A 23,780-nucleotide genomic window follows, 5' to 3' on the forward strand; every position below is an offset into this window, starting at 1 on the left:
AAACCTCCCGAGCCGGGTCCGCCGCGACGGCCCGCGCCCGCCAGACGAGCCCTCGACCGATGACCGATTCCAAGCCCGCCGCCGGGCGCGACTATTCCGAGACCCTGTTTCTCCCCCGCACCGACTTTCCGATGCGGGCCGGGCTGCCGCAGCGCGAGCCGGAGATCCTGTCGCGATGGGCCGCGACCGACCTCTACGGCCGCATCCGGGCGGCGGCGGCCGGTCGGCCGAAATTCGTGCTCCACGACGGCCCGCCCTACGCCAACGGCCACATCCACATCGGCACGGCCCTCAACAAGATCCTCAAGGACGTGATCGTGCGCGCGCAAGGCGCGCTCGGCCACGACGCGAACTACGTGCCGGGCTGGGACTGCCACGGCCTGCCGATCGAGTGGAAGATCGAGGAGCAGTACCGCGCCAAGGGCCGCAACAAGGACGAGGTGCCGGTCGTCGAATTCCGCCGCGAATGCCGCGCCTTCGCCGAGCACTGGCTGTCGGTGCAGCGCGAGGAGTTCAAGCGCCTCGGCGTCACCGGCGACTGGGACCATCCCTACGTCACGATGTCCTACCCGGCGGAAGCCGCGATCGCCCGCGAGCTGATGACCTTCGCGACCACCGGCCAGCTCTATCGCGGCTCGAAGCCGGTGATGTGGTCGGTGGTCGAGAAGACCGCGCTCGCCGAGGCCGAGGTCGAGTACGAGGACCACGTCAGCGACACGATCTGGGCGGCGTTCCCGGTCGTCGCCGGGCCGGACGACCTCGCCGGACCCGACGATCTCGTCGGCGCCAGCGTGGTCATCTGGACCACGACCCCGTGGACCATCCCGGGCAACCGGGCGGTCGCCTATTCCAACAAGGTTTCCTACGGACTGTATCGTGTCGTTGCCGCTGCTGAAGAGAACTGGGCTCAACCTGGTGTTCGTTACGTTGTTGCTGACCAACTCGCGGGGGATGTTTTTAAGGCCGCTCGCGTCGAGGCTTTCGAGCGGGTGGCCGCGGTTGCCCCGGAGACGCTCGCCGGCCTGACGCTCGCCCATCCGCTGGCCGCGTGGAACGAGGGCTACCGCTTCGCGGTGCCGATGCTCGACGGCGAGCACGTCACCGACGAGGCCGGCACCGGCTTCGTCCACACCGCCCCCGGCCACGGCCGCGAGGATTTCGAGGTGTGGATGGCCAACGGCCGGGCGCTGCGGGCGCGCGGCATCGAGGTCGCGATCCCCTACACGGTCGACGCCGACGGCGCCCTGACCGAGGCCGCGCCGGGCCTCACCGGCCGCCGGGTGCTGACCGACAAGGGCGACAAGGGCGACGCCAACAAGGCGGTGATCGCCGCGCTGACCGAGGCCGGGACGCTGGTGGCGCGCAGCACGCTCAAGCACAGCTACCCGCATTCCTGGCGCTCGAAGAAGCCGGTCATCTTCCGCAACACGCCGCAATGGTTCATCGCCCTCGACAAGCCGGTCGAGACCCTGCACGGCGAGACCCTGCGCGAGGTGGCGCTGCGCGAGATCGCCGCGACCCAGTGGGTGCCGCCGCAGGGGCAGAACCGCATCACCGGCATGATCGCCAACCGCCCGGACTGGGTGGTGTCGCGCCAGCGCGCCTGGGGCGTGCCGATCACCGTGTTCGTCCACAAGGGCACCGGCGAGATCCTGCGCGACGAGCGGGTCAACGCGCGCATCGTGGCGGCCTTCGCGGCCGAGGGCGCCGATGCGTGGTTCACCGACGAGACCGGCGGCCGGTTCCTCGGCCCCGACCACGATCCGGCCGATTACGACAAGGTCACCGACGTCCTCGACGTGTGGTTCGATTCCGGCTCGACCCACGCCTTCACCCTCGACGATCCCGAGCAGTTCCCCGGCCTCGCCGGCATCCGCCGCAAGCGCGACGGCGGGGCGGACACGGTGATGTATCTCGAGGGCTCGGACCAGCACCGCGGCTGGTTCCACTCCTCGCTGCTCGAATCCTGCGGCACCCGCGACCGCGCCCCCTACGACGTGGTGCTCACCCACGGCTTCGTCCTCGACCCCAAGGGCGAGAAGATGTCGAAGTCGAAGGGCAACGTCGTCGCGCCGCAGGACGTCATCAAGGGCTCGGGCGCCGACATCCTGCGGCTGTGGGTGGCGGCCTCGGACTACACCGACGACCTGCGCATCGGCCCCGAGATCATCAAGACCTTCTCGGAGACCTACCGCAAGCTGCGCAACTCCCTGCGCTGGATGCTCGGCACGCTGGCCCACTTCGACCCGCAGGACCGGGTCGCGCCCGAGGCGATGCCGGAGCTGGAGCGGTTCATCCTGCACCGCCTCGCCGAGCTCGACGGCGAGATCCGCGAGGCCTACCGGACCCACGACACCAAGCGGGTGGTGGCGTTGCTCAACGGCTTCATGACCGGCGACCTGTCGTCGTTCTACTTCGACGTGCGCAAGGACGCGCTGTACTGCGATCCCGCCTCCAGCCCGGCGCGCCGGGCGGCGCTGACCGCCGTCGAGGAGACGTTCCGGCGGGTGACGATCTGGCTCGCGCCGGTGCTGGCCTTCACGGCCGAGGAGGCGTGGCTCGCCCGCTTCCCCTCCGCCGAGGGCTCGGTCCATCTCCAGACCCTGCCGGAGACGCCGGCGGCGTGGCGCGACGACGCCCTGGCACAGCGCTGGGCGCGCATCCGCCGGGTGCGCCGGGTCGTCACCGGGGCGCTGGAGATCGAGCGCGCGGCCAAGCGCATTGGCGCCAGCCTGGAGGCGGCGCCGGTGGTGTTCATCGCCGACCCCGAACTGCGCACCGCCCTCGACGGCGTCGACTTCGCCGAGATCTGCATCACCTCGGACATCCGGGTCGAGGCCGGCGAAGGCCCGGCCGACGCCTTCCGCCTCGACGAGGTCCGCGGCGTCGCGGTGGTGCCGGCCCTGGCCGAAGGGCGCAAATGCGCCCGCTCGTGGAAGGTGACGCCGGCGGTCGGCAGCGATCCGGACTATCCGGACGTGACGCCCCGCGACGCCCTGGCGCTGCGGGAATGGGATGCGCGCCATCCGGCCCAGGCGGCGGAGTAGCGGGGGCCTCAGCCACCGCACCCTCGATGCGCCCCCTGCCCTTCGGCCTCCTCGTCGCGGTCGCGACGCTGGTCCTCGATCAGGCGAGCAAGCTCGGCCTGCTGTTCTGGGCCGACCTGCCGCTGCGCCAGCCGGTGGTGCTGGCGCCATTCGCCCAGCTCATCGTGGTGTGGAACCGCGGCATCTCCTACGGGCTGTTCCAGCAGGACGGCGACCTCGGCCGCTGGATCCTGGTCGGCATCTCGCTGGTCGCCGCCGCGGCGCTCGGCGCCTGGATGGCGAAGGCCGGCAGCCGCCTGCTCGCCGGGTCGCTCGGCCTGATCGTCGGCGGCGCGATCGGCAACGCCATCGACCGCGCCGCCTACGGCGCGGTGTTCGACTTCGTCCACCTCCATGCTGGCGGCTGGTCCTGGTACGTGTTCAACGTCGCCGATGCCGGCATCGTGTTCGGCGTCGTCGGCCTGCTCTACGACGGCCTGTGGGCCGACCGGCGCGGCGTCGCGACCGCCGGCAAGGAGCCGGTCAAGTAAACCGGCGAGCAGACCGGCGTCTTGCGCCCGTGCGTCCGGCCGGAACCTGTGTGTCGGCGCCGACACAGCCTGCCGGCACCTTGCGTGACTTGGCCGTGGCGCCATACCTTCGCCCGAAACCGCACCCACCCGAGAGGGCGAGACGGGGCGCACCGGCCGCAAAGGCCGGCAACCAAGGCAGGGGCCAGCATGATCCATCACCGCACGATCCTCGCGCTCGCGGCCTGCGCGGCGGCCTTCGGTGCCGGCGGCGCCCGGGCCGCGGAGGAAGGCGTCTTCATGAAGAACGCCCTGTCGCGGATGGGTCTGATCGAGCCCGAGCGCCCGACCATCACCTATCGCGAGCGCGCGCCCCTGGTGCTGCCGCCGAAGATGGACAAGGCCGCGCTGCCGCCGCCGGTCTCCCGCGGCGCCGTGCGCGAGAGCAACGCAAACTGGCCGGTCGATCCCGAGACGGTCGGGCGCGAGCGCCGAGCGGCCGAGGCCCGCAAGCCGATCGCCCGCGGCGAGCAGGGCCGGATGAACGACAACAACACCACGCTGTCGATCTACGAGATGCGGGCCGGCCGCCGCGAGGGCGCCAGCGTCGAGACGACGCCGACCTACAAGCCCGGCGACAACGTCAAGGAATCGACCTGGCTCAACCCGCTGTCGCTGTTTTCCAGCAACAAGGCCGAGGCGACCCCGTCCGAGATCGAGCCCGACCGCGACACCCTCACCGACCCGCCGACCGGCTACCGCAAGGCCCCGGCCAAGGTCGCCCGCACGAGTTCGGATCCGGTCGGCGGCCCGATCAACGACCGCGCCGAGGCCGATCCCGGCGCCTACCTGCGCTCGCGCCAGTAGGGTCGTCCGCGGCGCACCGTCGCCCGGCTCCCCGTTGGGGTCCTCTCCCGGCGCCGGGACCCGGGAGATGTCGCGTTCGGCCGGCGCCGCCCAGCCCTGCGCAGTCTTCGCTGCCTGAACCGTGACTGGTTCTCTGGTACGATTCTTCGGAAGGATCGGGTCCACGTCGCCTTAAAATGCTCTAGAACCCCCTATTCAAGGAGTTCCGATTCCCGGCGGCGCGGTGGCGATTCGGGCGGGAACGGGAGCCTCCGGCAACGGAGGCGGTTCGAGAACAGCACGGACGGCCCCGGCCGTCCGACGAGGTAGAGCAGGATGCACGACGACAGGAAGCGCTCCGCCTTCGGGCCGGCCACGACCCAGGGCGCGACGCTGCGCACCGATGCCGCGCCGTTCGGGCGGGCGGAGGCAGGGGGGCCCGAAGTCGCTTCCTTCGTTCTCGACAACGGGCTCGACGTGGTGGTGGTGCCCGATCACCGCGCCCCGGTCGTCACCCACATGATCTGGTACCGCAACGGCTCGGCCGACGATCCGCTCGGCCAGTCGGGCATCGCCCACTTCCTCGAGCACCTGATGTTCAAGGGCACCGAGACCCACCCGGTCGGCGCCTTCTCGAAGGTGGTGTCGGGCCTCGGCGGCCAGGAGAACGCCTTCACGTCGTTCGACTACACCGCCTACTTCCAGCGGGTCGCCCGCGAGAACCTCAAGACCATGATGGAGTTCGAGGCCGACCGGATGACCGGCCTCGTCCTCGACGACGCGGTGGTGGCGCCCGAGCGCGACGTGGTGCTGGAGGAGCGCCGCATGCGGGTCGAGACCGACCCGAGCGCCCAGCTCTCCGAGGCGATGGCCGCCTCGCTGTTCGTGCACCATCCCTACGGCATCCCGATCATCGGCTGGATGCACGAGATCGAGGATCTCGACCGCACCCACGCCCTCGACTACTACAAGCGCTTCTACACCCCCGAGAACGCGATCCTGGTGGTGGCCGGCGACGTCACCGCCGACGAGGTCCGCCGGCTGGCCGACGGCACCTACGGCCGCGTGGCGGGGAGCGGCGCCCGCCCGCGGCGCCTGCGCCCGCGCGAGCCGGAGCCCCGCGCCGCCCGCCGCATCAGCGTCGCCGACCCGAAGGTCGAGCAGCCGACCCTGCAGCGGCTCTACCTCGTGCCGTCCTGCATGACCGCGAAGGACGGCGAGAGCCACGCCCTCGAACTGCTGGCCGAGGTGCTCGGCGGCGGGCCGACCTCCTACCTCTACCGCAGCCTGGTCCTGGAGCAGGGCGTCGCGGTCAATGCCGGCGCCTGGTACATGGGCTCGGCGATCGACGACACCCGGTTCTCGGTCTACGCGGTCCCGGCGGCGGGCGTGAGCCTCGAGGCGCTGGAGGAAGCGGTCGACCGCGCCCTGCGCCGGGCGCCAGACGAGGCCCTGGGCGCCCAGGCGATCGAGCGGGCCAAGACCCGGCTCGTCGCCGAGACGGTATATTCCTCCGACAGCCAGTCGTCCCTGGCCCGGATCTTCGGCTCGGCGCTCGCCATCGGCGAGAGCATCGAGGACGTGCGGCGCTGGCCGTCGGAGATCAACGCGATCGACCGCGACCGGCTCGCGGCGGTCGCCCGGCGCTACCTCGTCCCGGCCCGCTCGGTGACCGGCTACCTCATCAAGGCGCGCGACCACGAGGAGGCGGGGGCGGCCTGACCGCCTCCCTCCCCCGTCGCAGGGGCCGCGCCGGCGGCCGCCGTCACCCAATCGACAAGAGGTCCCCATGACCCTCGCGGATGCCACACTGGTCGCCCCCCGCTCCGCCGCCCTCGCCGCCGCTGCCTCGCCGGCCAAGGCCAACGCCGTCGTCTCGGCCCGCGGGATCGAGGCGTGGCACGTCGAGTCCCCGGTCGTCCCGCTGATCGCCCTCGCCTTCACCTTCGAGGGCGGCGCGGCGCAGGACCCCGCCGGCAAGTCCGGCGCGACCCAGATGCTCGCCCGCCTGCTCGACGAGGGCGCCGGGCCCCACGAGTCGGACGCGTTCCAGGAGCAGCTCGCCGCCCGCGCGATCGAGCTGAGCTTCCATGCCGGCCCCGACGCCATCGGCGGCTCGCTCAAGACCCTGGTCGCCCATGCCGACGAGGCGATCGGGCTGCTCGCCCTGGCGCTGGCGCAGCCGCGCTTCGACCCGGCGGCGATCGAGCGGGTGCGTGGGCAGATGCTCGCCGGCCTGCGCTACCAGCAGAACGACCCCGGCGTCCTCGCCTCCCGGCGCTTCTTCGCCGAGGCGTATCCGGACCATCCCTACGGCCGTCCCTCCGCCGGCACGATCGAGAGCGTGTCGAGCATCACCCGGGACGACCTCGTCGCCCTGCACGCGCGGCTGATGAGCCGGACGCGCGTCAAGGTCGCGGCGGTCGGCGCCATCGACGCCGACGCCCTGGCGCGGGCGCTCGACCGGGCCTTCGGCGACCTCGGCGAGGGCGGACCGCTCGCCGTCGTGCCGGAGACCCGCCTCGCCGGGCTCGGGCGCCGGCTGGTGGTCGATCTCGACGTGCCGCAATCGGTGATCCGTTTCGGCACCCACGGCGTGGCGTGGCGCGACCCGGACTTCATCCCGGCCTACGTGCTCAACCACGTCCTCGGCGGCGGCGCGTTCACGTCGCGGCTGTTCCAGGAGGTGCGCGAGAAGCGCGGCCTCGCCTACTCGGTCGGCACCTCGCTCGTCAGCCACCGGGCCTCGGCGATGACCTGGGGCTACACCGCGACCAAGAACGAGCGGGTCGCCGAGTGCCTGACGGTGATCCAGGACGAGATCGCCCGCCTCACCGGCGACGGCCCGAGCGACGACGAGCTGCAGAAGGCCAAGGACTATCTCACCGGCTCCTACGCGCTCGGCTTCGACACCTCGACCAAGATCGCGCACCAGCTCGTGCAGATCGCCTTCGAGGGCCTGGGGATGGACTACATCGCCCGCCGCAACGGCCTCATCGCCGCGGTGACGCAGGACGACATCCGCCGCGCCGCCCGGCGCACCCTCGGCGACGGCCGGCTCCTCGTCGTCGCGGCGGGACGGCCGACCGACATCTGACGACGGCTCACGTGCGACGCAACAAGCCTCGCCTCCGGCGGGCGCTTGTTGCGTGCGCGCGTCGCGTATATGTAGGCCGATCCCCGAGATTGCCGTTCGTCCGAAGGAAGGAGCCTGCGCATGGCTCGCGTCACCGTTGAAGACTGCATCGACAAGGTCGAGAACCGCTTCGAGCTGGTCCTGCTCGCCGGCCACCGGGCCCGCCTGCTCTCGTCGGGTGCGCCGCTCACCATCGACCGCGACCGCGACAAGAACCCGGTCGTGGCCCTGCGCGAGATCGCCGACGAGACCATCACGCCGGACGACCTCAAGGAGCAGCTGATCCACTCGCTCCAGAAATACGTCGAGGTCGACGAGCCCGAGGCCGAGACCGTGCCGCTGCTGTCGAGCTCGCCGGCCGCCGCCGCGGTGGCACCGCAATCGAGCAGCGACGATTCCGAGGTGACCTTCGACCGCATGAGCGAGGAAGACCTCCTGCGCGGCCTGGAGAACCTCGCACCCCCGACCGAGAGCGACGACGAGGGCGACTGAGGCGCAAGGCCGCCGCCCGGAAACCCTCCCCCCTTTGCGGGGGAGGGTGGCGAGCGCAGCGAGCCGGGGCGAAGCCCCGCGAGAGGGGAACCCGGCTTCCGAATAGGTCGCGCCCCGGCTGACGGACGCCACGTTCTGAGGCGTCGCGCTCCCCTCTTGCGGGACTATCGTCCCGGCCCGCCCCACTCCGTGGGGCACCCTCCCCCGCAGAGGGGGGGCAGGCCATTGTTGCGAGACGGACCCGCAGCCTTGCGCCCGACGCCCGCACAACGATGGCCCCGCGACGCCGGAGGATCTGGCGCCGCCGCACGAACGGCGCGATAGTCTCATCCTCCCCTCACCGGTGCCGGCAGCGGCGCCCTCGGAACCGGACGCACGGGCGGCCAGGAGACCTCCGGCGGATGATGCGCCAGTACGAACTCGTCGAGCGGGTCAAGGCCTACAACCCCGCCGCCGACGAGGCGATGCTCAACCGGGCCTACATCTACGCGATGCGGGCCCACGGGACCCAGAAGCGGGCCTCCGGCGATCCGTTCTTCGCCCATCCGCTCGAAGTCGCCGCGATCCTCACCGACCTGCGCCTGGACGACGCCACCATCGTGGCGGCCGTGCTGCACGACACGGTCGAGGACACCGCCGCCACCCTCGACGAGATCAACCGAACCTTCTCGCCCGAGATCGGCACGCTCGTCGACGGCCTGACCAAGATCAAGCGGCTCGACCTCGTGTCGAAGCGCGCGGCCCAGGGCGAGAACTTCCGCAAGCTGCTGCTCGCCATCGCGGCGGACGTGCGCGTGCTGCTGGTCAAGCTGGCCGACCGGCTGCACAACATGCGCACGCTTCAGCACATGACCGCGGAGAAGCGCGCCCGCATCGCCCAGGAGACCCTCGACATCTACGCGCCCCTGGCGAGCCGGATGGGCATGCAGGAGATGCGCGAGGAGCTCGAAGACCTCTCGTTCCGCAACCTCAAGCCCGACGTCTACGCGACGATCAGCCGGCGCCTCGCCGACCTGTCGGCGAAGTCCGAGCGGCTGGTCGAGAGCATCGAGGCCGACCTGACCCAGAGGCTCGCCGCCAAGGGCATCACCGCAACGGTCAAGGGACGGCAGAAGCGGGCCTACTCGATCTACGCCAAGATGGAGCGCAAGTCGGTCGCGTTCGAGCAGCTCTCCGACATCTTCGGGTTCCGGGTCGTGGTCGACGACGTCGACACCTGCTACCGGGCGCTCGGCGTCGTCCACACGACCTGGCCGATGGTGCCGGGCCGCTACAAGGACTACATCTCGACCCCCAAGCAGAACGACTACCGGTCGATCCACACCACCGTCATCGGCCCGAAGAGCCAGCGGGTCGAATTGCAGATCCGCACCGGCGCGATGGACGAGATCGGCGAGTACGGCATCGCCGCCCACGCGCTCTACAAGGACGGCTCGCCGCATCTGGCCACCGAGAGCGGCGCCTACCAGTGGTTGCGCCGAACGATCGAGCTGCTCGCCGAGGGCGACAGCCCGGAGGAGTTCCTGGAGCACACCAAGCTCGAACTGTTTCAGGATCAGGTCTTCTGCTTCACCCCGAAGGGCCGCCTGATCGCGCTGCCGCGGGGCGCGACGCCGATCGATTTCGCGTATGCCGTCCATACGGATGTCGGCAACACCGCGGTCGGCACCAAGATCAACGGCCGCATCGCGCCGCTGCTGACCCAGCTCCAGAACGGCGACGAGGTCGAGATCGTGCGCGCCGACGGCCAGACCCCGCCGGCGGCCTGGGAATCCCTCGCCGTCACCGGCAAGGCGCGGGCGGCGATCCGCCGGGCGACCCGTTCGGCGGTGCGCCGGCAATATGCCGGGCTCGGGCGCCAGATCCTCGACCGCGCCTTCGAGCGCGCCGGCAAGAACTTCTCCGACGAGAAGCTGCGCGGCGCCCTCTCGCGCCTCGCCCGGGTCTCGACCGAGGACGTGTTCGCGGCGGTCGGCCGCGGCGAGATGTTCTCCGGCGACGTCGTGAAGGCGGTCTATCCCGACTACAAGGACGAGCGCCGCAGCAACGCCCCGGTGCCGGCCCCGGGGCCGAAGCCGCACGTCAACGGCGCCGGGCGGCTGTCCCTCGACAAGGACCAGACCGTGCGTCTGACCTGGCCCGGGCGCGACGCCGCCGGCGGCGAGGGCGCGGGCCAGGATGCCGGCATCCCGATCCGCGGCCTCGACCGCGACGTGCTGGTCCGCTTCGCCCCCGAGGGCGGCGCGGTGCCGGGCGACCGGATCGTCGGCATCCTCACGCCCGGCGAGGGCGTGACGATCTACCCGATCCAGTCGCCGGCGCTCGCCGCCTTCGACAACGAGCCCGACCGCTGGCTCGACGTGCGCTGGGACGTCGACGGCGGCCCCCATCAGCGCTTCCCCGCCCGCCTCGCCCTGCAGTCGATCAACGAGCCCGGCAGCTTCGCCCAGATCGCCCAGGTCATCGCCGACCACGACGGCAACATCGACAACATCTCGATGCGGCGGCGGACCCAGGACTTCACCGACGTGGTGATCGATCTCGCGGTCTGGGACCTCAAGCACCTCACCGCCATCGTGTCGGAGCTGCGGGCCAAGCGGGTGGTCAGCCGGGTCGACCGGGTGAACGGGTGATGCGATGTCCGGAAGATGTCTTCCGGAGATCGCATCACGAGCCCGCGCGGTGGAGCCGGAGGCTCCACACGCCTGAGCGAAGCCCGTTTTCGCATCGCTTCAGGTGGTCCCCACGGGACCGCCCGAAGCGATCGATCGGAAACGGCATGATCCTCCGGTTGCCTACCGCCCGGGGCGCTGCCACAACCGAGCCCGGCTTCCTCCAGCGCTCCGGTGACCGATGACATCCGACGAGGTTCTCGACGAATTCCGCGCCGCCGGCGCCCTCCTCGAAGGCCACTTCATCCTGTCGTCCGGCCTGCGCAGCGCGGTGTTCCTGCAGAAGATGGCGATCTTCACCGACCCGGTCCGGACCGCGAAGGTCTGCGCCGGCCTCGCCGACCTGATCCGCGCACGCTACGGCGCCGTCGACTACATCGTGTCCCCGGCGGTCGGCGGCATCGTGCCGGGCTACGAGACCGCCCGGGCGCTTGGCGCCAAGGCGATCTTCGTCGAGCGCGACCCCGGCGGACCGTTCGCCCTGCGCCGCGGCTTCCGCATCCCGCACGGCGCCCGCGCCGTGATGGTCGAGGACATCGTCACCACCGGCCTGTCGTCGCGGGAATGCCTCGCCGCCCTTCGGGACGAGCCGGGCGAGGTCGTCGGCGCCGCCTGCCTCATCGACCGCTCCGGCGGCAAGGCCGATCTCGGAATGCCGCTCGCCGCCCTCGTCACCCTCGACATCCCGAACTACTCCCCCGACGCGCTGCCGCCGGAACTCGCCGCGATCCCGCCGGTCAAGCCCGGCAGCCGCGCCCTCCCGGGCTGAGCCCGATCCCGCGCCGGGCGGGAATTGCGGGGAACACCCGCCCCGCCGCTTGACACCCGTGCAAGTCCGTTCTTACTTCGATCCCGAATTGCAAATCACGGGGCATTGCCTCCCGTTTTGCCGTTTTTCATCGTCGGCGCCGTTCCAGCGAGATATTCTTCCTCGCCTGACCAGCGTTCTTATTGTTCGCGGCCGTGCCGCACCACCAGGACTATTCGATGGGTTATCATCGCAGCGCCCTCTTCATTGACGGCGCCAACATCTATGCCACCACCAAGGCGCTCGGATTCGACATCGACTACCGGAAGCTCCTGGCGGACTTCAAGGCGCGGGAGAACCTTCTTCGGGCCTTCTACTATACGGCGATCATCGAGGACCAGGAATATTCGTCGATCCGGCCGCTGATCGACTGGCTCGACTACAACGGTTACCGGGTCGTGACCAAGCCGGCCAAGGAGTTCACCGACTCCAACGGCCGCCGCAAGGTCAAGGGCAACATGGACATCGAGCTGGCGATCGACGCCCTCGAACTCGCCTCCCACATCGACCACATGGTGCTGTTCTCCGGCGACGGCGACTTCCGCTCCCTCGTCGCCGCGATGCAGCGGCGCGGGGTGCGGGTCACCGTCGTCTCCACGATCCAGACCCAGCCGCCGATGGTCTCCGACGACCTGCGCCGGCAGGCCGACGAGTTCGTCGACATCGTCACGCTGATCCCGCGCATCGGGCGCGAGGCCGGCGAGCGCCCGGCGCGTCCGCCGCGGGTCCTCGAAGGGCCGGACCGTCCCCGGCCGGCGCCGAGCCTGGAGAACCGCTACGGCATCCGCCAGCCCGACGACGAGGACGATCACGAGGATTGAGGGGAACTCCCGCGCGCCAGGGCCGCGAGGCCCTCGCGCGTGGTGAGCGGCGCGGTCCATCCGAGGGCCGCGAGCCCGTCCGGGCGGGCGACGAGCGAGCCCGAGAGGCGCTCCCACGCTTCCGCCCGTCCGGCGAGGCGCAGGCCGAGCGCCAGGAGGCCGGCCGGCACCGGCAGCAGGCCCGGCCGGCGGCCGAGCCCGGCGCGGAGCGCCGCGATCATCTCCGGCAGGGCGAGCGGGTCGGGTTCGGCGACGATGAACGGCCGGCGCAGGGAGTCCGGCGCCCGCAGCACCGTCGCGACGGCGGCGGCCAGGGACTCGACCGAGACGAGGGAGCGGCGGCCCGACAATCCTCCGAAGGGCAGCGGCAGCGGGCGCGCGGCCAGCGCCAGGAGCGACGCCATGTTGCCCTTGACCCCCGGGCCGTAGACGAGGACCGGGCGCAGGACGGCGTAGTCGATCCCGGCACCGGCCAGCGCCTCCTCGGCGGCGAGCTTCGAGCGGCCGTAGGGATCGACCGGAGCCGGCGCGTCGGCTTCGGTGACGATCCCCGGCGCCGAGGGCCCGGTCTGGGCGCGGATCGAGGACAGGAACACGAACCGGCGCACCCGCGCCTTGGCGGCGGCCTGGGCGAGGCGCAGGGTCGCCTCGGTGTTCGAGGTCCGGTAATCGTCCTCCGGCGTTCCCGACATCGCGTGGGCGAGGCCGGCGGAATGCACCACCGCGTCGACCCCGGCGAGCGCCGCCGCCATGTTCTGCGGCCGGGCGAGGTCGCCGACCACGGCGCCGCTGAGGCCGGGCGGCAGTTCGACCGGGCGGCGCAGGATCACCCGCACCCGGTAGCCGCCCGCGGTGAGCGCGCCGAGCAGGTGGCGTCCGATGAAGCCGGTCGAGCCGGTGAGGGCGATCAGCGGGCCGGTCATGCGGCGGCGGGCTCCTGTCCACGGGGGGTGGCGAACAGCGCGAGCACCCCGGCGACCAGGGCGGCCCCGAGGGCGAGCGCTCCGAGCGCCACCGGCCAGGACGGCCAGACCAGGGTGGCGGCGGCGAGCAGCGCCAGGGCGAGGTTGAGGGCGAACACCGTCCCGACCACCGCCGGCACGGCGCGGCCGTTGGCGGTGGCGCGCTGGTAGAAATGGCTGCGATGTGCCTGCCAGACCGGCTCGCGGGCCTGGGCCCGGCGCAGCAGCGTCAGGGTCGCGTCGGCGAGATAGTACAGCGGCAGCAGCAAAGCGGCGGCGAACCCGCCCTCCCCCGCCAGCCGGTAGAGCAGCCACGCCAGCAGCAGCCCGATCGGCAGCGAGCCGACATCGCCGAGGAAGAGCCTCGCCACCGGCCGGTTGAACGGCGCGAAGCCGAGCATCGCGCCGAGCAGGCAGGCGGCGACGAGGAGCGGTGCCGCCGCCAGATGCCCGGCGAGGCCGAGCCCCACGAGGGCGCCGGCGACCGGCACCACCTCGGCGACCGTCATCCAGTCGAGCCCGTCCATGAAGTTGACGAGGTTGACGAACCACAGCCCGGCGAGCAGCGACAGCCCCCATTCGGCGCCGACGGGCAGGTCGGGGAACAGACGGGTCCCGGAGGCCGCGACCACTCCGCCGACCGCCAGCGCCTGGAGCAGGAGCCGCGGCAGGACCGGCAGCGGCCGGATGTCGTCGATGGTGCCGACGAAGGCGAGGCCGAGCGTCGCCGCGGCGAGCATGGCGGCCTCTTGCCCGAAGGGCTCCGGCCAGAAGGCGACGCCGACGAGGACGGCCGCACCGATCACCGCGATTCCCCCGCCCTGAGGGGTCGGCGCCGCATGGCTCGATCGGGCGTTGGGGCGCGCCATGGCGTAGCGCCGCAGGAGCGGCATGAGCAGAACGATCATCCCGGCTGCGACGAGCGCGGCGACCGGGATCGCGACGAGAGCGGGATGGGACGGCATCGGGCTGCTCTACGCCGTACCCGTCACACGGAAAAGGTCGTTTCAGGAGGGAGAGACCGGACGAGGCCCCGAGACGGTCGGCCCGAGGTCTCGTGGCCCGATGCGCGGAGACCGCATCATCGCGTCCTCGACGTCCACCCGTGGCCCGTGTTACGCGTCGGATACGCCTGTTTTACGCGCCTTTGCACCTTCGAACGCGCATCGCGTTCGCCTCACGGCATGAGTCGTTCGCGTTCGATACCCGGAGAGGATCAATGGCCAGCGATTCGGTCCGCCTGAACCTCCAGATCTCGCCCGATCTGAACGAGATGATCGAACGCATCGCGAACGAGACGAAAACCAATCGCACCGCCGTGATCCGACAGGCCCTCGCGCTCATGAAGGTCGCGCATGACGCCAAGGCCAAGGGCAAGCACATCGGTTTGGTGACCGATCCCGACAAGCTCGATACGGAAATCGTCGGCCTGCTCTGAACGGGGGGCCGTTCATGCCGAACGAAATCAGGCTCGATGAGGCACTGGGCGATGCGGTCATCCGCATCGAGCCGCGCGAGAATTCCGATGATCGGGCAGAGCGGCTGCGCCGCGAGCGGGCGGAGAGCCGGTTCGAACTCGCGAAGCGCTACGTTTCGCTCGGGATGTTCTGCACGGGGATCATCGCGATCACGACTGTCAGCGTCTACGTCGCGGCGTTCGATCCATCCGCATCCCCGGACACGAAACGGTGGGCGCAGCTCACCGTTTCGTCGATCATCACGGGCGGCCTGTCCTTCATTCTCGGTCAGGCCACCGCGAGCAAGAGCCGGTAGGCGGGCCCGAGCATCGCCGACGGAACGGACACCGCTTCGTCGGCGAGCACCCCCCGGATCCGCGACCCGGAGTGAAGGCCGGCGGCTCCCGCCTCAGAACACCTCTTCCCGCCGTGGCGCCCCTTCCTCCGCCTCCCGCTTGGCGATCGCCCGCTCGACCACCTTGGCGAGGCCGACCATGATCGTGTCGAGGGAGTAGTCCTTCGGCGTGTAGACCGCCGACACGCCCATGTTCTTGAGCACCTGCTCGTCCTCCGGCGAGATGATGCCGCCGACGACGACCGGGACGTGGTCGAGCCCTTCGTGGCGCAGCAGCGCCTTGACCTCGCGCACCAGCGGGACGTGCGAGCCCGACAGGATCGACAGGCCGACGACGTGGGCGCCGCGCTCGCGCGCCTTGGCGACGACCTCGGCCGGGGTCTGGCGGATGCCGTCGTAGGTGACCTCGAAGCCGACGTCGCGGGCGCGCAGGGCGATCTGCTCGGCGCCGTTGGAATGGCCGTCGAGGCCGGGCTTGCCGACGACGAGCTTCGGCGTCTCGCCGAGGCGCTCGCCGAGATCGGCGATCAGCAGGCGGGCTTCCTCCGCCGCGCCCGACGAGGCGGTCTCCAGCGTCACGCCGGTCGGGGCGCGGTACTCGCCGAACACCTCGCGCAGGCGCTGGCCCCATTCGCCGGTGGTGACGCCCGCCTTGGCGCAGGCGATCGAGACCGGCATGATGTTGCGCCCTTCCCGCGCCGCCGATTCGAGATCGGCGAGCGCCGCCTCGACGGCGGCGCCGTCGCGCTGCGACCGCCACGTGCGGATGCGCTGCTCGGCCTCCATCTCGACGGTCTCCGAGACGGTGAAGATCGCGCCGTCGCCGGCGGTGAGCGGCGAGGGCTCGCCGGTCTCGAAGCGGTTGACGCCGACCACCACCTGCTCGCCACGCTCGATCGCGGCGATGCGGCGGGCGTTGGACTCGACCAGCGCCCGCTTGAGCGCCCCGGTCTCGATCGCCGCGACCGCGCCGCCGAGCGCCCCGATCCGCTCCAGTTCGGCCCGGGTCTCGGCCTTCAGCGCCTCGACCTTGGCGTCGATGACGGTCGAGCCGTCGAAGATGTCGTCGAATTCGAGCAGGTCGGTCTCGTAGGCGAGGATCTGCTGCATCCGCATCGACCATTGCTGGTCCCACGGCCGCGGCAGGCCGAGCGCCTCGTTCCAGGCCGGCAACTGCACCGCGCGGGCGCGGGCGCGCTTGGACAGGGTGACGGCCAGCATCTCGATCAGGATGCGGTGGACGTTGTTCTCCGGCTGCTGCTCGGTGAGGCCGAGGGAGTTGACCTGCACGCCGTAGCGGAAGACCCGCTTCTTCGGGTCGTCGATGCCGTAGCGGTCGCGGGTGATCTCGTCCCACAGGTCCGAGAACGCCCGCATCTTGCAGATCTCGGTGATGAAGCGGAGACCCGCATTGACGAAGAACGAGATCCGCCCGACCACGTCGGCGAAGGTCGCCTCGTCGAAGTTCGGGTCGTCGCGCACGGTGTCGAGCACCGCGATGGCGATGGCGAGTGCGTAGGACAGCTCCTGGACCGGCGTCGCCCCCGCCTCCTGCAGGTGGTAGGAGCAGACGTTCATCGGGTTCCACTTCGGCACCTGGGCCGTCGTGAACAGGATCACGTCCTTGGTCAGCCGCAGGGACGGGGCCGGCGGGAACACGTAGGTCCCGCGCGACAGGTACTCCTTGATGATGTCGTTCTGGGTCGTGCCCTGGAGGGCGGCGAGCGGCGCGCCCTGCTCCTCGGCGACGGCGAGGTAGAGCGACAGCAGCCACGGCGCCGTCGCGTTGATCGTCATCGACGTGTTCATCTGGGCGAGCGGGATGTCCTGGAACAGGGTCCGCATGTCGCCGAGATGGGCTATCGAGACGCCGACCTTGCCGACCTCGCCGCGGGCAAGCTCGTGGTCGGGGTCGTAGCCGGTCTGGGTCGGCAGGTCGAAGGCGACCGAGAGCCCGGTCTGGCCCTTGGCGAGGTTGCGCCGGTAGAGCGCGTTCGACTCCGCCGCGTTGGAATGGCCGGCATAGGTCCTGATGATCCAGGGCTTGTCGCGCGCCGGCCCCGCCCCGCCCGTCACCTGCTCAGCCATGCGCCTCGTCTCCCCTCCGGATGGTCGCCACGGGGCCGGGACCATGGCCGTCCCGGCGCGGGGGCCGCGCCGTCGCGCCCCGCCCCCGGGGGACGCGAGGCCCCCGCCCCATCGTAGTCACAGGCTCCGCCTGCGTCACCCGTGACCTAAGCAGCAATCCGCCGCCGCGATCGCGGGACCGCGACGAAAGTCCGATTGCCTCTGCGGCGCGGTGTGCGATCTGCCCAGGGACAGGGCGACCTGCCCTGTTCCGATGCTTGTGGTCTATTGGAACCGGCGGGGTTCGCCGCTAGCATCGGTGCGGTGCAACACGCTGGGAGGGGTTCACGATGGCTGCGAGCGCCGCGGTGCAACCGATCGCCGCCGGGGCGGCGGGAGGCAAGGACCTGTACGAGATCGGTGAGATCCCGCCACTCGGTCACGTCCCGGCCAAGATGTACGCCTGGGCGATCCGCCGGGAGCGGCACGGGCCCCCCGAGACCTCGATGCAGCTCGAAGTGCTGCCGACCTGGTCGATCGGCGACGACGAGGTGCTGGTCCTCGTGATGGCCGCCGGCGTGAACTACAACGGCGTCTGGGCCGGCCTCGGCGAGCCGATCTCGCCGTTCGACGTCCACAAGGCCGATTTCCACATCGCCGGGTCGGACGCCTCGGGCATCGTCTGGGCGGTCGGCGCCAAGGTGAAGCGCTGGAAGGTCGGCGACGAGGTCATCGTCCACTGCAACCAGGACGACGGCGACGACGAGGAGTGCAACGGCGGCGACCCGATGTTCTCGCCCTCGCAGCGGATCTGGGGCTACGAGACGCCGGACGGCTCGTTCGGCCAGTTCTGCCGGGTGCAGTCGCGCCAGCTGATGAAGCGGCCCCAGCACCTGACCTGGGAGGAGAGCGCCTGCTACACGCTCACCCTCGCCACCGCCTACCGGATGCTGTTCGGCCACGCCCCGCACACCGTGCGGCCGGGCCAGAACGTGCTGATCTGGGGTGCGTCGGGCGGGCTCGGGGTGTTCGGCGTCCAGCTCTGCGCCGCCACCGGCGCCAACGCGATCGCGGTGATCTCCGACGAGTCGAAGCGCGACTACGTGATGAGCCTCGGCGCCAAGGGCGTCATCAACCGCAAGGACTTCAACTGCTGGGGCCAGCTTCCCAAGGTCAACTCGCCCGAGTTCAACGAGTGGACCAAGGAAGCGCGCAAGTTCGGCAAGGCGATCTGGGACATCACCGGCAAGGGCAACGACGTCGACATCGTGTTCGAGCATCCCGGCGAGGCGACCTTCCCGGTCTCGGCGCTGGTGGTGAAGCGCGGCGGCATGGTGGTGTTCTGCGCCGGCACGACCGGCTTCAACATCACCTTCGACGCCCGCTACGTCTGGATGCGCCAGAAGCGGATCCAGGGCTCGCACTTCGCCCACCTCAAGCAGGCGGCCTCGGCCAACCAGTTCGTCATCGACCGCAGGGTCGATCCCTGCATGAGCGAGCTGTTCCCCTGGGACAAGATCCCGGAGGCCCACACCAAGATGTGGAGGAACCAGCACGCGCCGGGCAATATGGCGGTGCTGGTGAACGCGCCGCGGGCGGGCCTGCGGACCTTCGACGACGTGCTGGAGCTGTCGGGATCGCGCTGATACCGGGACCGGCGCGCTTGCGCGCCGGTCCCCGCTTGCTAGAAGTCCTTGAAACCAGCCGCGCGGCGCCTCCCCCGCGCGGCACGGGGACGAGGCCGATGGAAAAGTTCACCGTTCTGGAAGGCGTCGCGGCGCCGCTGCGGATCGTCAACGTCGACACCGACCGCATCATCCCGAAGCAGTACCTCAAGACGATCAAGCGCACCGGCCTCGGCAAGGGCCTCTTCTCCGAGATGCGCTACAGCGACGACGGCTCCGAGAACCCGGACTTCGTCCTCAACCAGCCGGCCTACCGCAACGCCAAGATCCTGGTCGCCGGCGACAATTTCGGCTGCGGTTCGTCGCGCGAGCACGCCCCGTGGGCGCTCGCCGATTTCGGCATCCGCTGCGTGATCTCGACCAGCTTCGCCGACATCTTCTACAACAACAGCGCCAAGAACGGCATCCTGCTCATCACGGTGAAGCCGGAGGACCTGGAGAAGCTGTTCGACGACGCCGGGCGCGGCGCCAACGCGACCCTGACCATCGACCTGGAGCGCCAGGAGATCCGCGGTCCGGACGGCGGCACCCTGCACTTCGACATCGAGCCCGGGCGCAAGCACAACCTGCTCAACGGGCTCGACGACATCGGCCTGACGCTGGAGAACGAGGGGGCGATCGACGCCTACGAGGCCAAGCTCGCCGCGCGCGCCTGGGCGTGAGGGCCGGTCCGGTCACGGTCGCGCGAGGCTCAAGGCTTCGTTAACCGTGATGCCGCCCTATTCCCGTGCTCTGGTCGGGGAAGAGGGACGAGGCCGATGATGATGCTGCGCGCGCGCGAACGGGCTGCCGCCCTGCTCTGCCTTGCCGGTTGCGGGCTTGCCGGTTTCGCCATGCCGGCCGCGGCGCAGGCGGATTTCGGCGGCTGCCTCGCCGGCCTGCGCCAGCAGGCGGTCGCCGGCGGCATCGCGGCCCGCACCTTCGATTCCGCCACGGCCGGCATCAGCTTCGACCCGAAGGTGATCGAGTCGTCGCAGTTCCAGCCCGAGTTCAAGACGCCGATCTGGGACTACATGGCGGCGCTGGTCGACGAGGAGCGGGTCGAGGACGGGCAGGCGGCGATGCGCCAGCACGCCTCCGCCCTCGCCCAGGCCGAGGCGCGCTACGGCGTCGACCGCTACACCATCGCGGCGGTCTGGGGCGTGGAGTCGAATTTCGGCAAGAACCTCGGCAAGTCGCCGCTGGTCCAGTCCCTCGCGACTCTCGCCTGCAGCGGCAACCGCCGCCGCGACTTCTTCCGCGGCGAGCTGATGGCGACGCTCAAGATCATCGACCGCGGCGACATCGACGCCAGCCGCCTGACCGGCTCGTGGGCCGGCGCGTTCGGCCAGACCCAGTTCATGCCGACGACCTACCACCGCCTCGCCGTCGACCTCGACGGCGACGGGCGGCGCGACATCGTCGATTCGGTGCCCGACGCCCTCGGCTCGACCGCGAACTTCCTGCGCGTCGCCAAGTGGAACAACGGTCACCCCTGGGGCTACGAGGTGCGGCTGCCGGACGGCTTCAGCCTCGCGGCGGCCGGCCGCAAGAACAAGCGCCCGGTCGCGCACTGGGCGAGCCTCGGCGTGACCCGGGTCGACGGGCGCCCGCTCTCGGGGGGCGATGCCGCCGGCATCATCGCGCCGGCCGGAATCGAGGGCCCGGCCTTCCTGGTGACGAAGAACTTCGACGCGATCTACTCCTACAACGCCGCCGAATCCTACGGTCTCGCCATCGCGGTGCTGTCCGACCGCCTGCGCGGCAAGGCCGGGATCCGCACGGCCTGGCCGACCGACGACCCGCCGCTGTCGCGGGCCGAGCGGCGCCAGCTCCAGGTCGCCCTCGCGGCCCGGGGCTACGACGTCGGCGAGCCGGACGGCCGGGTCGGCTCCAAGACCCGCGACGCGATCAAGGACGTCGAGCGCCGCCTCGGCATGACCCCGACTGGGCGCCCGGGCGCCAAGGTGCTGCAGGCCCTGCGCTGAGGGGAGGCCGCCGCATCGGGCTCGGCCGCCCCGTGGAACCGTGGCACTCGAACGGGCGCGCGGGCCTCCCGGGGACGGCGTGCGCGCGACGACGTCCCGATGCTTCGCCGTCGCATCGCCCCGTCACCGGGTTCGCTACGCTGACCCGGCATCGGCCTCCTGGCACACGTCGACCCACTGCGCGCCGGCGAGGTCCGCCATCCGGTCGGGCGACAGCCGCACCGCGCTGTTGGGCGAGCCCGCCGCCGGCACCACCTCGTCGAAGGCCTTCAGCCCGACGTCGCAATAGACCGGCAGCGGCGCGACGAGCCCGAACGGGCACACGCCGCCGACCGGATGGCCGGTGAGAGTCTCGACCTCCTCCGGCCCGAGCATCCGCGCCTTGCCGCCGAACGCCGCCTTCACCTTGCGGTTGTCGAGCCGGGCGTCGCCCCGCGCCACCACCAGCAGCACCCGCTCGCCGACCCGCAGCGACAGCGTCTTGGCGATCCGCGCCGGCTCGACGCCGTGCGCCTGCGCCGCCAGCGTCACCGTGGCCGAACTCGCCTCGGTCTCGATCACGGTGAGGTCGGGGGCGATCGCGGCGAGGTGCGCGCGGACGGATGCGAGGCTCACGCTGGGGGCTCCGTGTCGGGGAAGGAGCCTGTTTGCGCCGCCCGGTCGTCCCCGGGCAAGCCCGGCTCGCCTACTCCGCCGCCGCGAGCGCCGGGCGCCGGTCCGGCAGCCCGTCGAGGGCGGCCGGGCGCGGGCCGCCGGTGGCCCAGTCGAGCAGTTCGACGGTGTGGACGATCGGGATCGCGGTGCCCTTCCCGATCTGCGTGGCGCAGCCGATGTTGCCGGTGGCGATCAGGTCGGGCTTGATCCGCTCGATGTTGGCGACCTTGCGCTCGCGCAGGCGCCCGGCGAGTTCCGGCTGGAGGATGTTGTAGGTCCCGGCCGAGCCGCAGCAGATGTGGCCCTCCGGCACGTCCTTCACGGTGAAGCCGGCGCGCTTGAGCAGCGCCTTCGGCTCGGTGCGCAGGCCCTGGCCGTGCTGCATCGAGCAGGCCGAGTGGTAGGCGACGACGAGGTCGGTCTCGACCACCGGCTCGGACAGGCCGAGGCTCGTGACGTACTCGGTCACGTCCTTGGCCAGCGCCGACACCCGCCTCGCCTTCTCGGCATAGGCCGGGTCGTCGCGGAACATGAAGCCGTAATCCTTGATCGTCGTGCCGCAGCCCGACGCCGTGACCACGATCGCGTCGAGGCCCGGCCCGTCCATCTCGGCGATCCAGGCGTCGATGGTGCGCCGCGCCAGCGCGTGCGACGACGCCTCGCGGCCCATGTGGTGGGTGAGCGCGCCGCAGCACCCCTCCCCCTTGGCCTGCACCACCTCGATGCCGTGGCGGTTGAGCAGCCGGATCGCCGCCTCGTTGAAGTCCGGCCGCAGCACGCTCTGGGCGCAGCCGCGCAGCAGCGCCACCCGGCCGCGCCGGGGGCCCGGCGCCGGGAAGGTGCCGGGCCGGTCGCCGGCGCCGCGCCCCGGCAGCGGCGAGGGCGCGAGGTCGAGCATCGCGGCAAGCCGGCTGCCGAGGCCCGGCACCCGCGCGGCGACCGCGCGGAACGGCCGCGCCGCGGCAGCGGCGAGGAGCGCGAGGCGGAAGCGGTTCGGATAGGGCAGCACCCGCGCCAGCACCTCCCGCATCAGGCGGTCGCCGAGCGGGCGGCGGTAGGTCTGCTCGATGTGCGAGCGGGCGTGGTCGACGAGGTGCATGTAATGCACCCCGGACGGACAGGTGGTCATGCAGGACAGGCACGACAGGCAGCGGTCGACGTGCTTGACCACCTCCGGCGTCGCCGCCTTGCCGCCCTCCAGCATGTCCTTGATGAGGTAGATGCGGCCGCGCGGCGAATCGAGCTCGTCGCCGAGCATCAGGTAGGTCGGGCAGGTCGCGGTGCAGAAGCCGCAATGCACGCAGGTGCGCAGGATCTTCTCCGAGGCCGCCATGGCCGGGTCGGCGAGCTGCGCGGGGGTGAAGCTGGTCTGCACGGCGGTTCCTCGGCGGCGTTTCTTCGTCTGCGCCCCTTTCTAGAACATTTTCAGCCTGCGGGGAGCGTGGCGATGCCGCGCCGCCGGGTTTCCCGCCCGCCGCGCGAACCGATCGCCTCCCCGCGACGTTGGTGGGCGTCCTTAACGCAGGTGAACGATGTCGCAGCTTTGGCCGGACCGGATCTGGATCGTTCGCCACGGCGAGAGCGCCGGCAACGTCGCCCGCGACGAGGCCGACCGGGCCGGGCTCGCGCGCATCGCCATCGACGAGCGCGACGTCGACGTGCCGCTGAGCCCCCGCGGCGAGCGGCAGGCCCGGGCGCTGGGCGCGTGGTTCTCCGCGATGCCGGCCTCCGAGCGGCCCGACGTGGTGCTGACCTCGCCCTACGTGCGCGCCGAGCGCACCGCGGCGCTGATCCGCGAGGCCGGCGGGCTGGCCGAGCCGATGCCGGATTTCGTCGTCGACGAGCGGCTGCGCGAGAAGGAGTTCGGCATCCTCGACCGGCTGACCCGGGCCGGCATCGTCGAGCTGCATCCCGAGCAGGCCGAGCTGCGCCGTCTGCTCGGCAAGTTCTACCACCGGCCGCCAGGCGGCGAGAGCTGGTGCGACGTGATCCTGCGCCTGCGCAGCAGCCTCGACACGATCTCGCTGCACTATCCCGGGCAGCGGGTGCTGATCGTCGCGCATCAGGTCGTGGTCCTGTGCCTGCGCTACCTCATCGAGCGGATGACCGAGGACGAGATCCTGGCGATCGACGCCGAGGGCGACGTCGCCAACTGCTCGGTCACCGAATACGCCTTCGACCCGCGGCTGGGGCAGTCCGGCGCCCTGGCCCTGCGGCGCTACAACGTCGTCGCCCCCGTGGCCGAGGGCGGCGCGCCGGTGACCGCCGAGCCCGACCGCAATCAGGCCGCGCGCTGAAGGAG

General features: G+C 71.3%; 20 protein-coding genes. 15 read left to right on the forward strand and 5 right to left on the reverse strand.

Annotated features, from left to right (window positions below):
- Positions 1-59: 59 nt before the first annotated feature.
- The 9 genes from ileS to EOE48_RS07395 all read left to right on the forward strand — a co-directional run bounded on the left by ileS (position 60) and on the right by EOE48_RS07395 (position 12,331).
- A complete protein-coding gene (gene ileS, locus EOE48_RS07355) occupies positions 60-3,047 on the forward strand; it encodes an isoleucine--tRNA ligase (RefSeq protein ID WP_127728142.1) in 2,988 nt (995 codons plus the stop codon).
- Positions 3,048-3,073: 26 nt separating this feature from the next.
- Positions 3,074-3,577 carry a signal peptidase II gene (lspA, locus tag EOE48_RS07360; RefSeq protein ID WP_127728143.1) on the forward strand — a complete coding sequence of 168 codons (504 nt, stop codon included), beginning with the start codon at positions 3,074-3,076 and terminating at the stop codon, positions 3,575-3,577.
- A 189-nt stretch (positions 3,578-3,766) separates the two neighbouring features.
- Positions 3,767-4,423 carry a hypothetical protein gene (locus tag EOE48_RS07365; protein ID WP_127728144.1) on the forward strand — a complete coding sequence of 219 codons (657 nt, stop codon included), beginning with the start codon at positions 3,767-3,769 and terminating at the stop codon, positions 4,421-4,423.
- 315 nt (positions 4,424-4,738) lie between these two features.
- Positions 4,739-6,124: a M16 family metallopeptidase gene (locus tag EOE48_RS07370; protein ID WP_127728145.1), complete on the forward strand. Its 1,386-nt coding sequence runs from the start codon at positions 4,739-4,741 to the stop codon at positions 6,122-6,124.
- Between the two features lie 67 nt (positions 6,125-6,191).
- A complete protein-coding gene (locus EOE48_RS07375; RefSeq protein WP_127728146.1) occupies positions 6,192-7,499 on the forward strand; it encodes a M16 family metallopeptidase in 1,308 nt (435 codons plus the stop codon).
- Positions 7,500-7,619: 120 nt separating this feature from the next.
- Positions 7,620-8,030, forward strand: a complete 411-nt coding sequence (gene rpoZ, locus EOE48_RS07380; protein ID WP_127728147.1) for a DNA-directed RNA polymerase subunit omega — start codon at positions 7,620-7,622, stop codon at positions 8,028-8,030.
- A gap of 401 nt (positions 8,031-8,431) precedes the next feature.
- Complete coding sequence (locus EOE48_RS07385; protein WP_127728148.1) at positions 8,432-10,663, forward strand: RelA/SpoT family protein; 2,232 nt, start codon at positions 8,432-8,434, stop codon at positions 10,661-10,663.
- 220 nt (positions 10,664-10,883) lie between these two features.
- Positions 10,884-11,471, forward strand: coding sequence for an orotate phosphoribosyltransferase (gene pyrE / locus EOE48_RS07390; RefSeq protein ID WP_127728149.1), 588 nt, complete (start codon positions 10,884-10,886; stop codon positions 11,469-11,471).
- A 218-nt stretch (positions 11,472-11,689) separates the two neighbouring features.
- Entirely contained in the window at positions 11,690-12,331 is a 642-nt protein-coding gene (locus EOE48_RS07395; protein WP_127728150.1) for a LabA-like NYN domain-containing protein, read from the forward strand.
- Here EOE48_RS07395 and EOE48_RS07400 read toward each other — a convergent pair.
- Together EOE48_RS07400 and EOE48_RS07405 are read right to left on the reverse strand one after the other, a co-directional pair.
- Positions 12,319-13,254, reverse strand: coding sequence for an NAD-dependent epimerase/dehydratase family protein (locus EOE48_RS07400; RefSeq protein WP_127728151.1), 936 nt, complete (start codon positions 13,252-13,254; stop codon positions 12,319-12,321). The two genes, EOE48_RS07395 and EOE48_RS07400, sit on opposite strands and share 13 nt — an antisense overlap.
- Positions 13,251-14,258, reverse strand: coding sequence for an MraY family glycosyltransferase (locus EOE48_RS07405; RefSeq protein ID WP_127728152.1), 1,008 nt, complete (start codon positions 14,256-14,258; stop codon positions 13,251-13,253). The genes EOE48_RS07400 and EOE48_RS07405 overlap by 4 nt, the downstream gene beginning before the upstream one ends.
- Before the next feature lie 254 nt (positions 14,259-14,512).
- On the opposite strand from EOE48_RS07405, the gene EOE48_RS07410 reads away from it, so the two are divergent.
- Both EOE48_RS07410 and EOE48_RS07415 read left to right on the forward strand, forming a co-directional pair.
- Positions 14,513-14,731 (forward strand): ribbon-helix-helix protein, CopG family, encoded by a 219-nt coding sequence (locus EOE48_RS07410; protein ID WP_127728153.1) that lies wholly within the window; start codon positions 14,513-14,515, stop codon positions 14,729-14,731.
- A gap of 14 nt (positions 14,732-14,745) precedes the next feature.
- Complete coding sequence (locus EOE48_RS07415; RefSeq protein WP_127728154.1) at positions 14,746-15,066, forward strand: hypothetical protein; 321 nt, start codon at positions 14,746-14,748, stop codon at positions 15,064-15,066.
- A 93-nt stretch (positions 15,067-15,159) separates the two neighbouring features.
- On the opposite strand, the gene EOE48_RS07420 is transcribed toward EOE48_RS07415, so the two are convergent.
- On the reverse strand, positions 15,160-17,193 hold the full coding sequence (locus tag EOE48_RS07420; RefSeq protein WP_127728155.1) for a protein meaA: 2,034 nt from the start codon (positions 17,191-17,193) through the stop codon (positions 15,160-15,162).
- Between the two features lie 329 nt (positions 17,194-17,522).
- On the opposite strand from EOE48_RS07420, the gene ccrA reads away from it, so the two are divergent.
- The 3 genes from ccrA to EOE48_RS07435 all read left to right on the forward strand — a co-directional run bounded on the left by ccrA (position 17,523) and on the right by EOE48_RS07435 (position 20,824).
- On the forward strand, positions 17,523-18,818 hold the full coding sequence (gene ccrA / locus EOE48_RS07425; RefSeq protein ID WP_127728156.1) for a crotonyl-CoA carboxylase/reductase: 1,296 nt from the start codon (positions 17,523-17,525) through the stop codon (positions 18,816-18,818).
- A 98-nt stretch (positions 18,819-18,916) separates the two neighbouring features.
- Positions 18,917-19,519, forward strand: a complete 603-nt coding sequence (gene leuD, locus EOE48_RS07430) for a 3-isopropylmalate dehydratase small subunit (RefSeq protein ID WP_127728157.1) — start codon at positions 18,917-18,919, stop codon at positions 19,517-19,519.
- Between the two features lie 99 nt (positions 19,520-19,618).
- Entirely contained in the window at positions 19,619-20,824 is a 1,206-nt protein-coding gene (locus tag EOE48_RS07435) for a lytic murein transglycosylase (protein WP_127728236.1), read from the forward strand.
- A gap of 135 nt (positions 20,825-20,959) precedes the next feature.
- On the opposite strand, the gene EOE48_RS07440 is transcribed toward EOE48_RS07435, so the two are convergent.
- The gene (locus EOE48_RS07440; protein WP_127728158.1) at positions 20,960-21,439 is read right to left on the reverse strand and encodes a YbaK/EbsC family protein; all 480 of its coding nucleotides are present in this window, start codon (positions 21,437-21,439) and stop codon (positions 20,960-20,962) included.
- Positions 21,440-21,509: 70 nt separating this feature from the next.
- Complete coding sequence (gene glcF / locus EOE48_RS07445) at positions 21,510-22,853, reverse strand: glycolate oxidase subunit GlcF (protein ID WP_127728159.1); 1,344 nt, start codon at positions 22,851-22,853, stop codon at positions 21,510-21,512.
- Positions 22,854-23,010: 157 nt separating this feature from the next.
- Here glcF and EOE48_RS07450 point away from each other — a divergent pair, with 157 nt between their 5' ends.
- A complete protein-coding gene (locus EOE48_RS07450; RefSeq protein ID WP_127728160.1) occupies positions 23,011-23,775 on the forward strand; it encodes a histidine phosphatase family protein in 765 nt (254 codons plus the stop codon).
- Positions 23,776-23,780: the final 5 nt, after the last annotated feature.

Source organism: Methylobacterium oryzihabitans (genome assembly GCF_004004555.2).
GTDB lineage: Bacteria > Pseudomonadota > Alphaproteobacteria > Rhizobiales > Beijerinckiaceae > Methylobacterium > Methylobacterium oryzihabitans.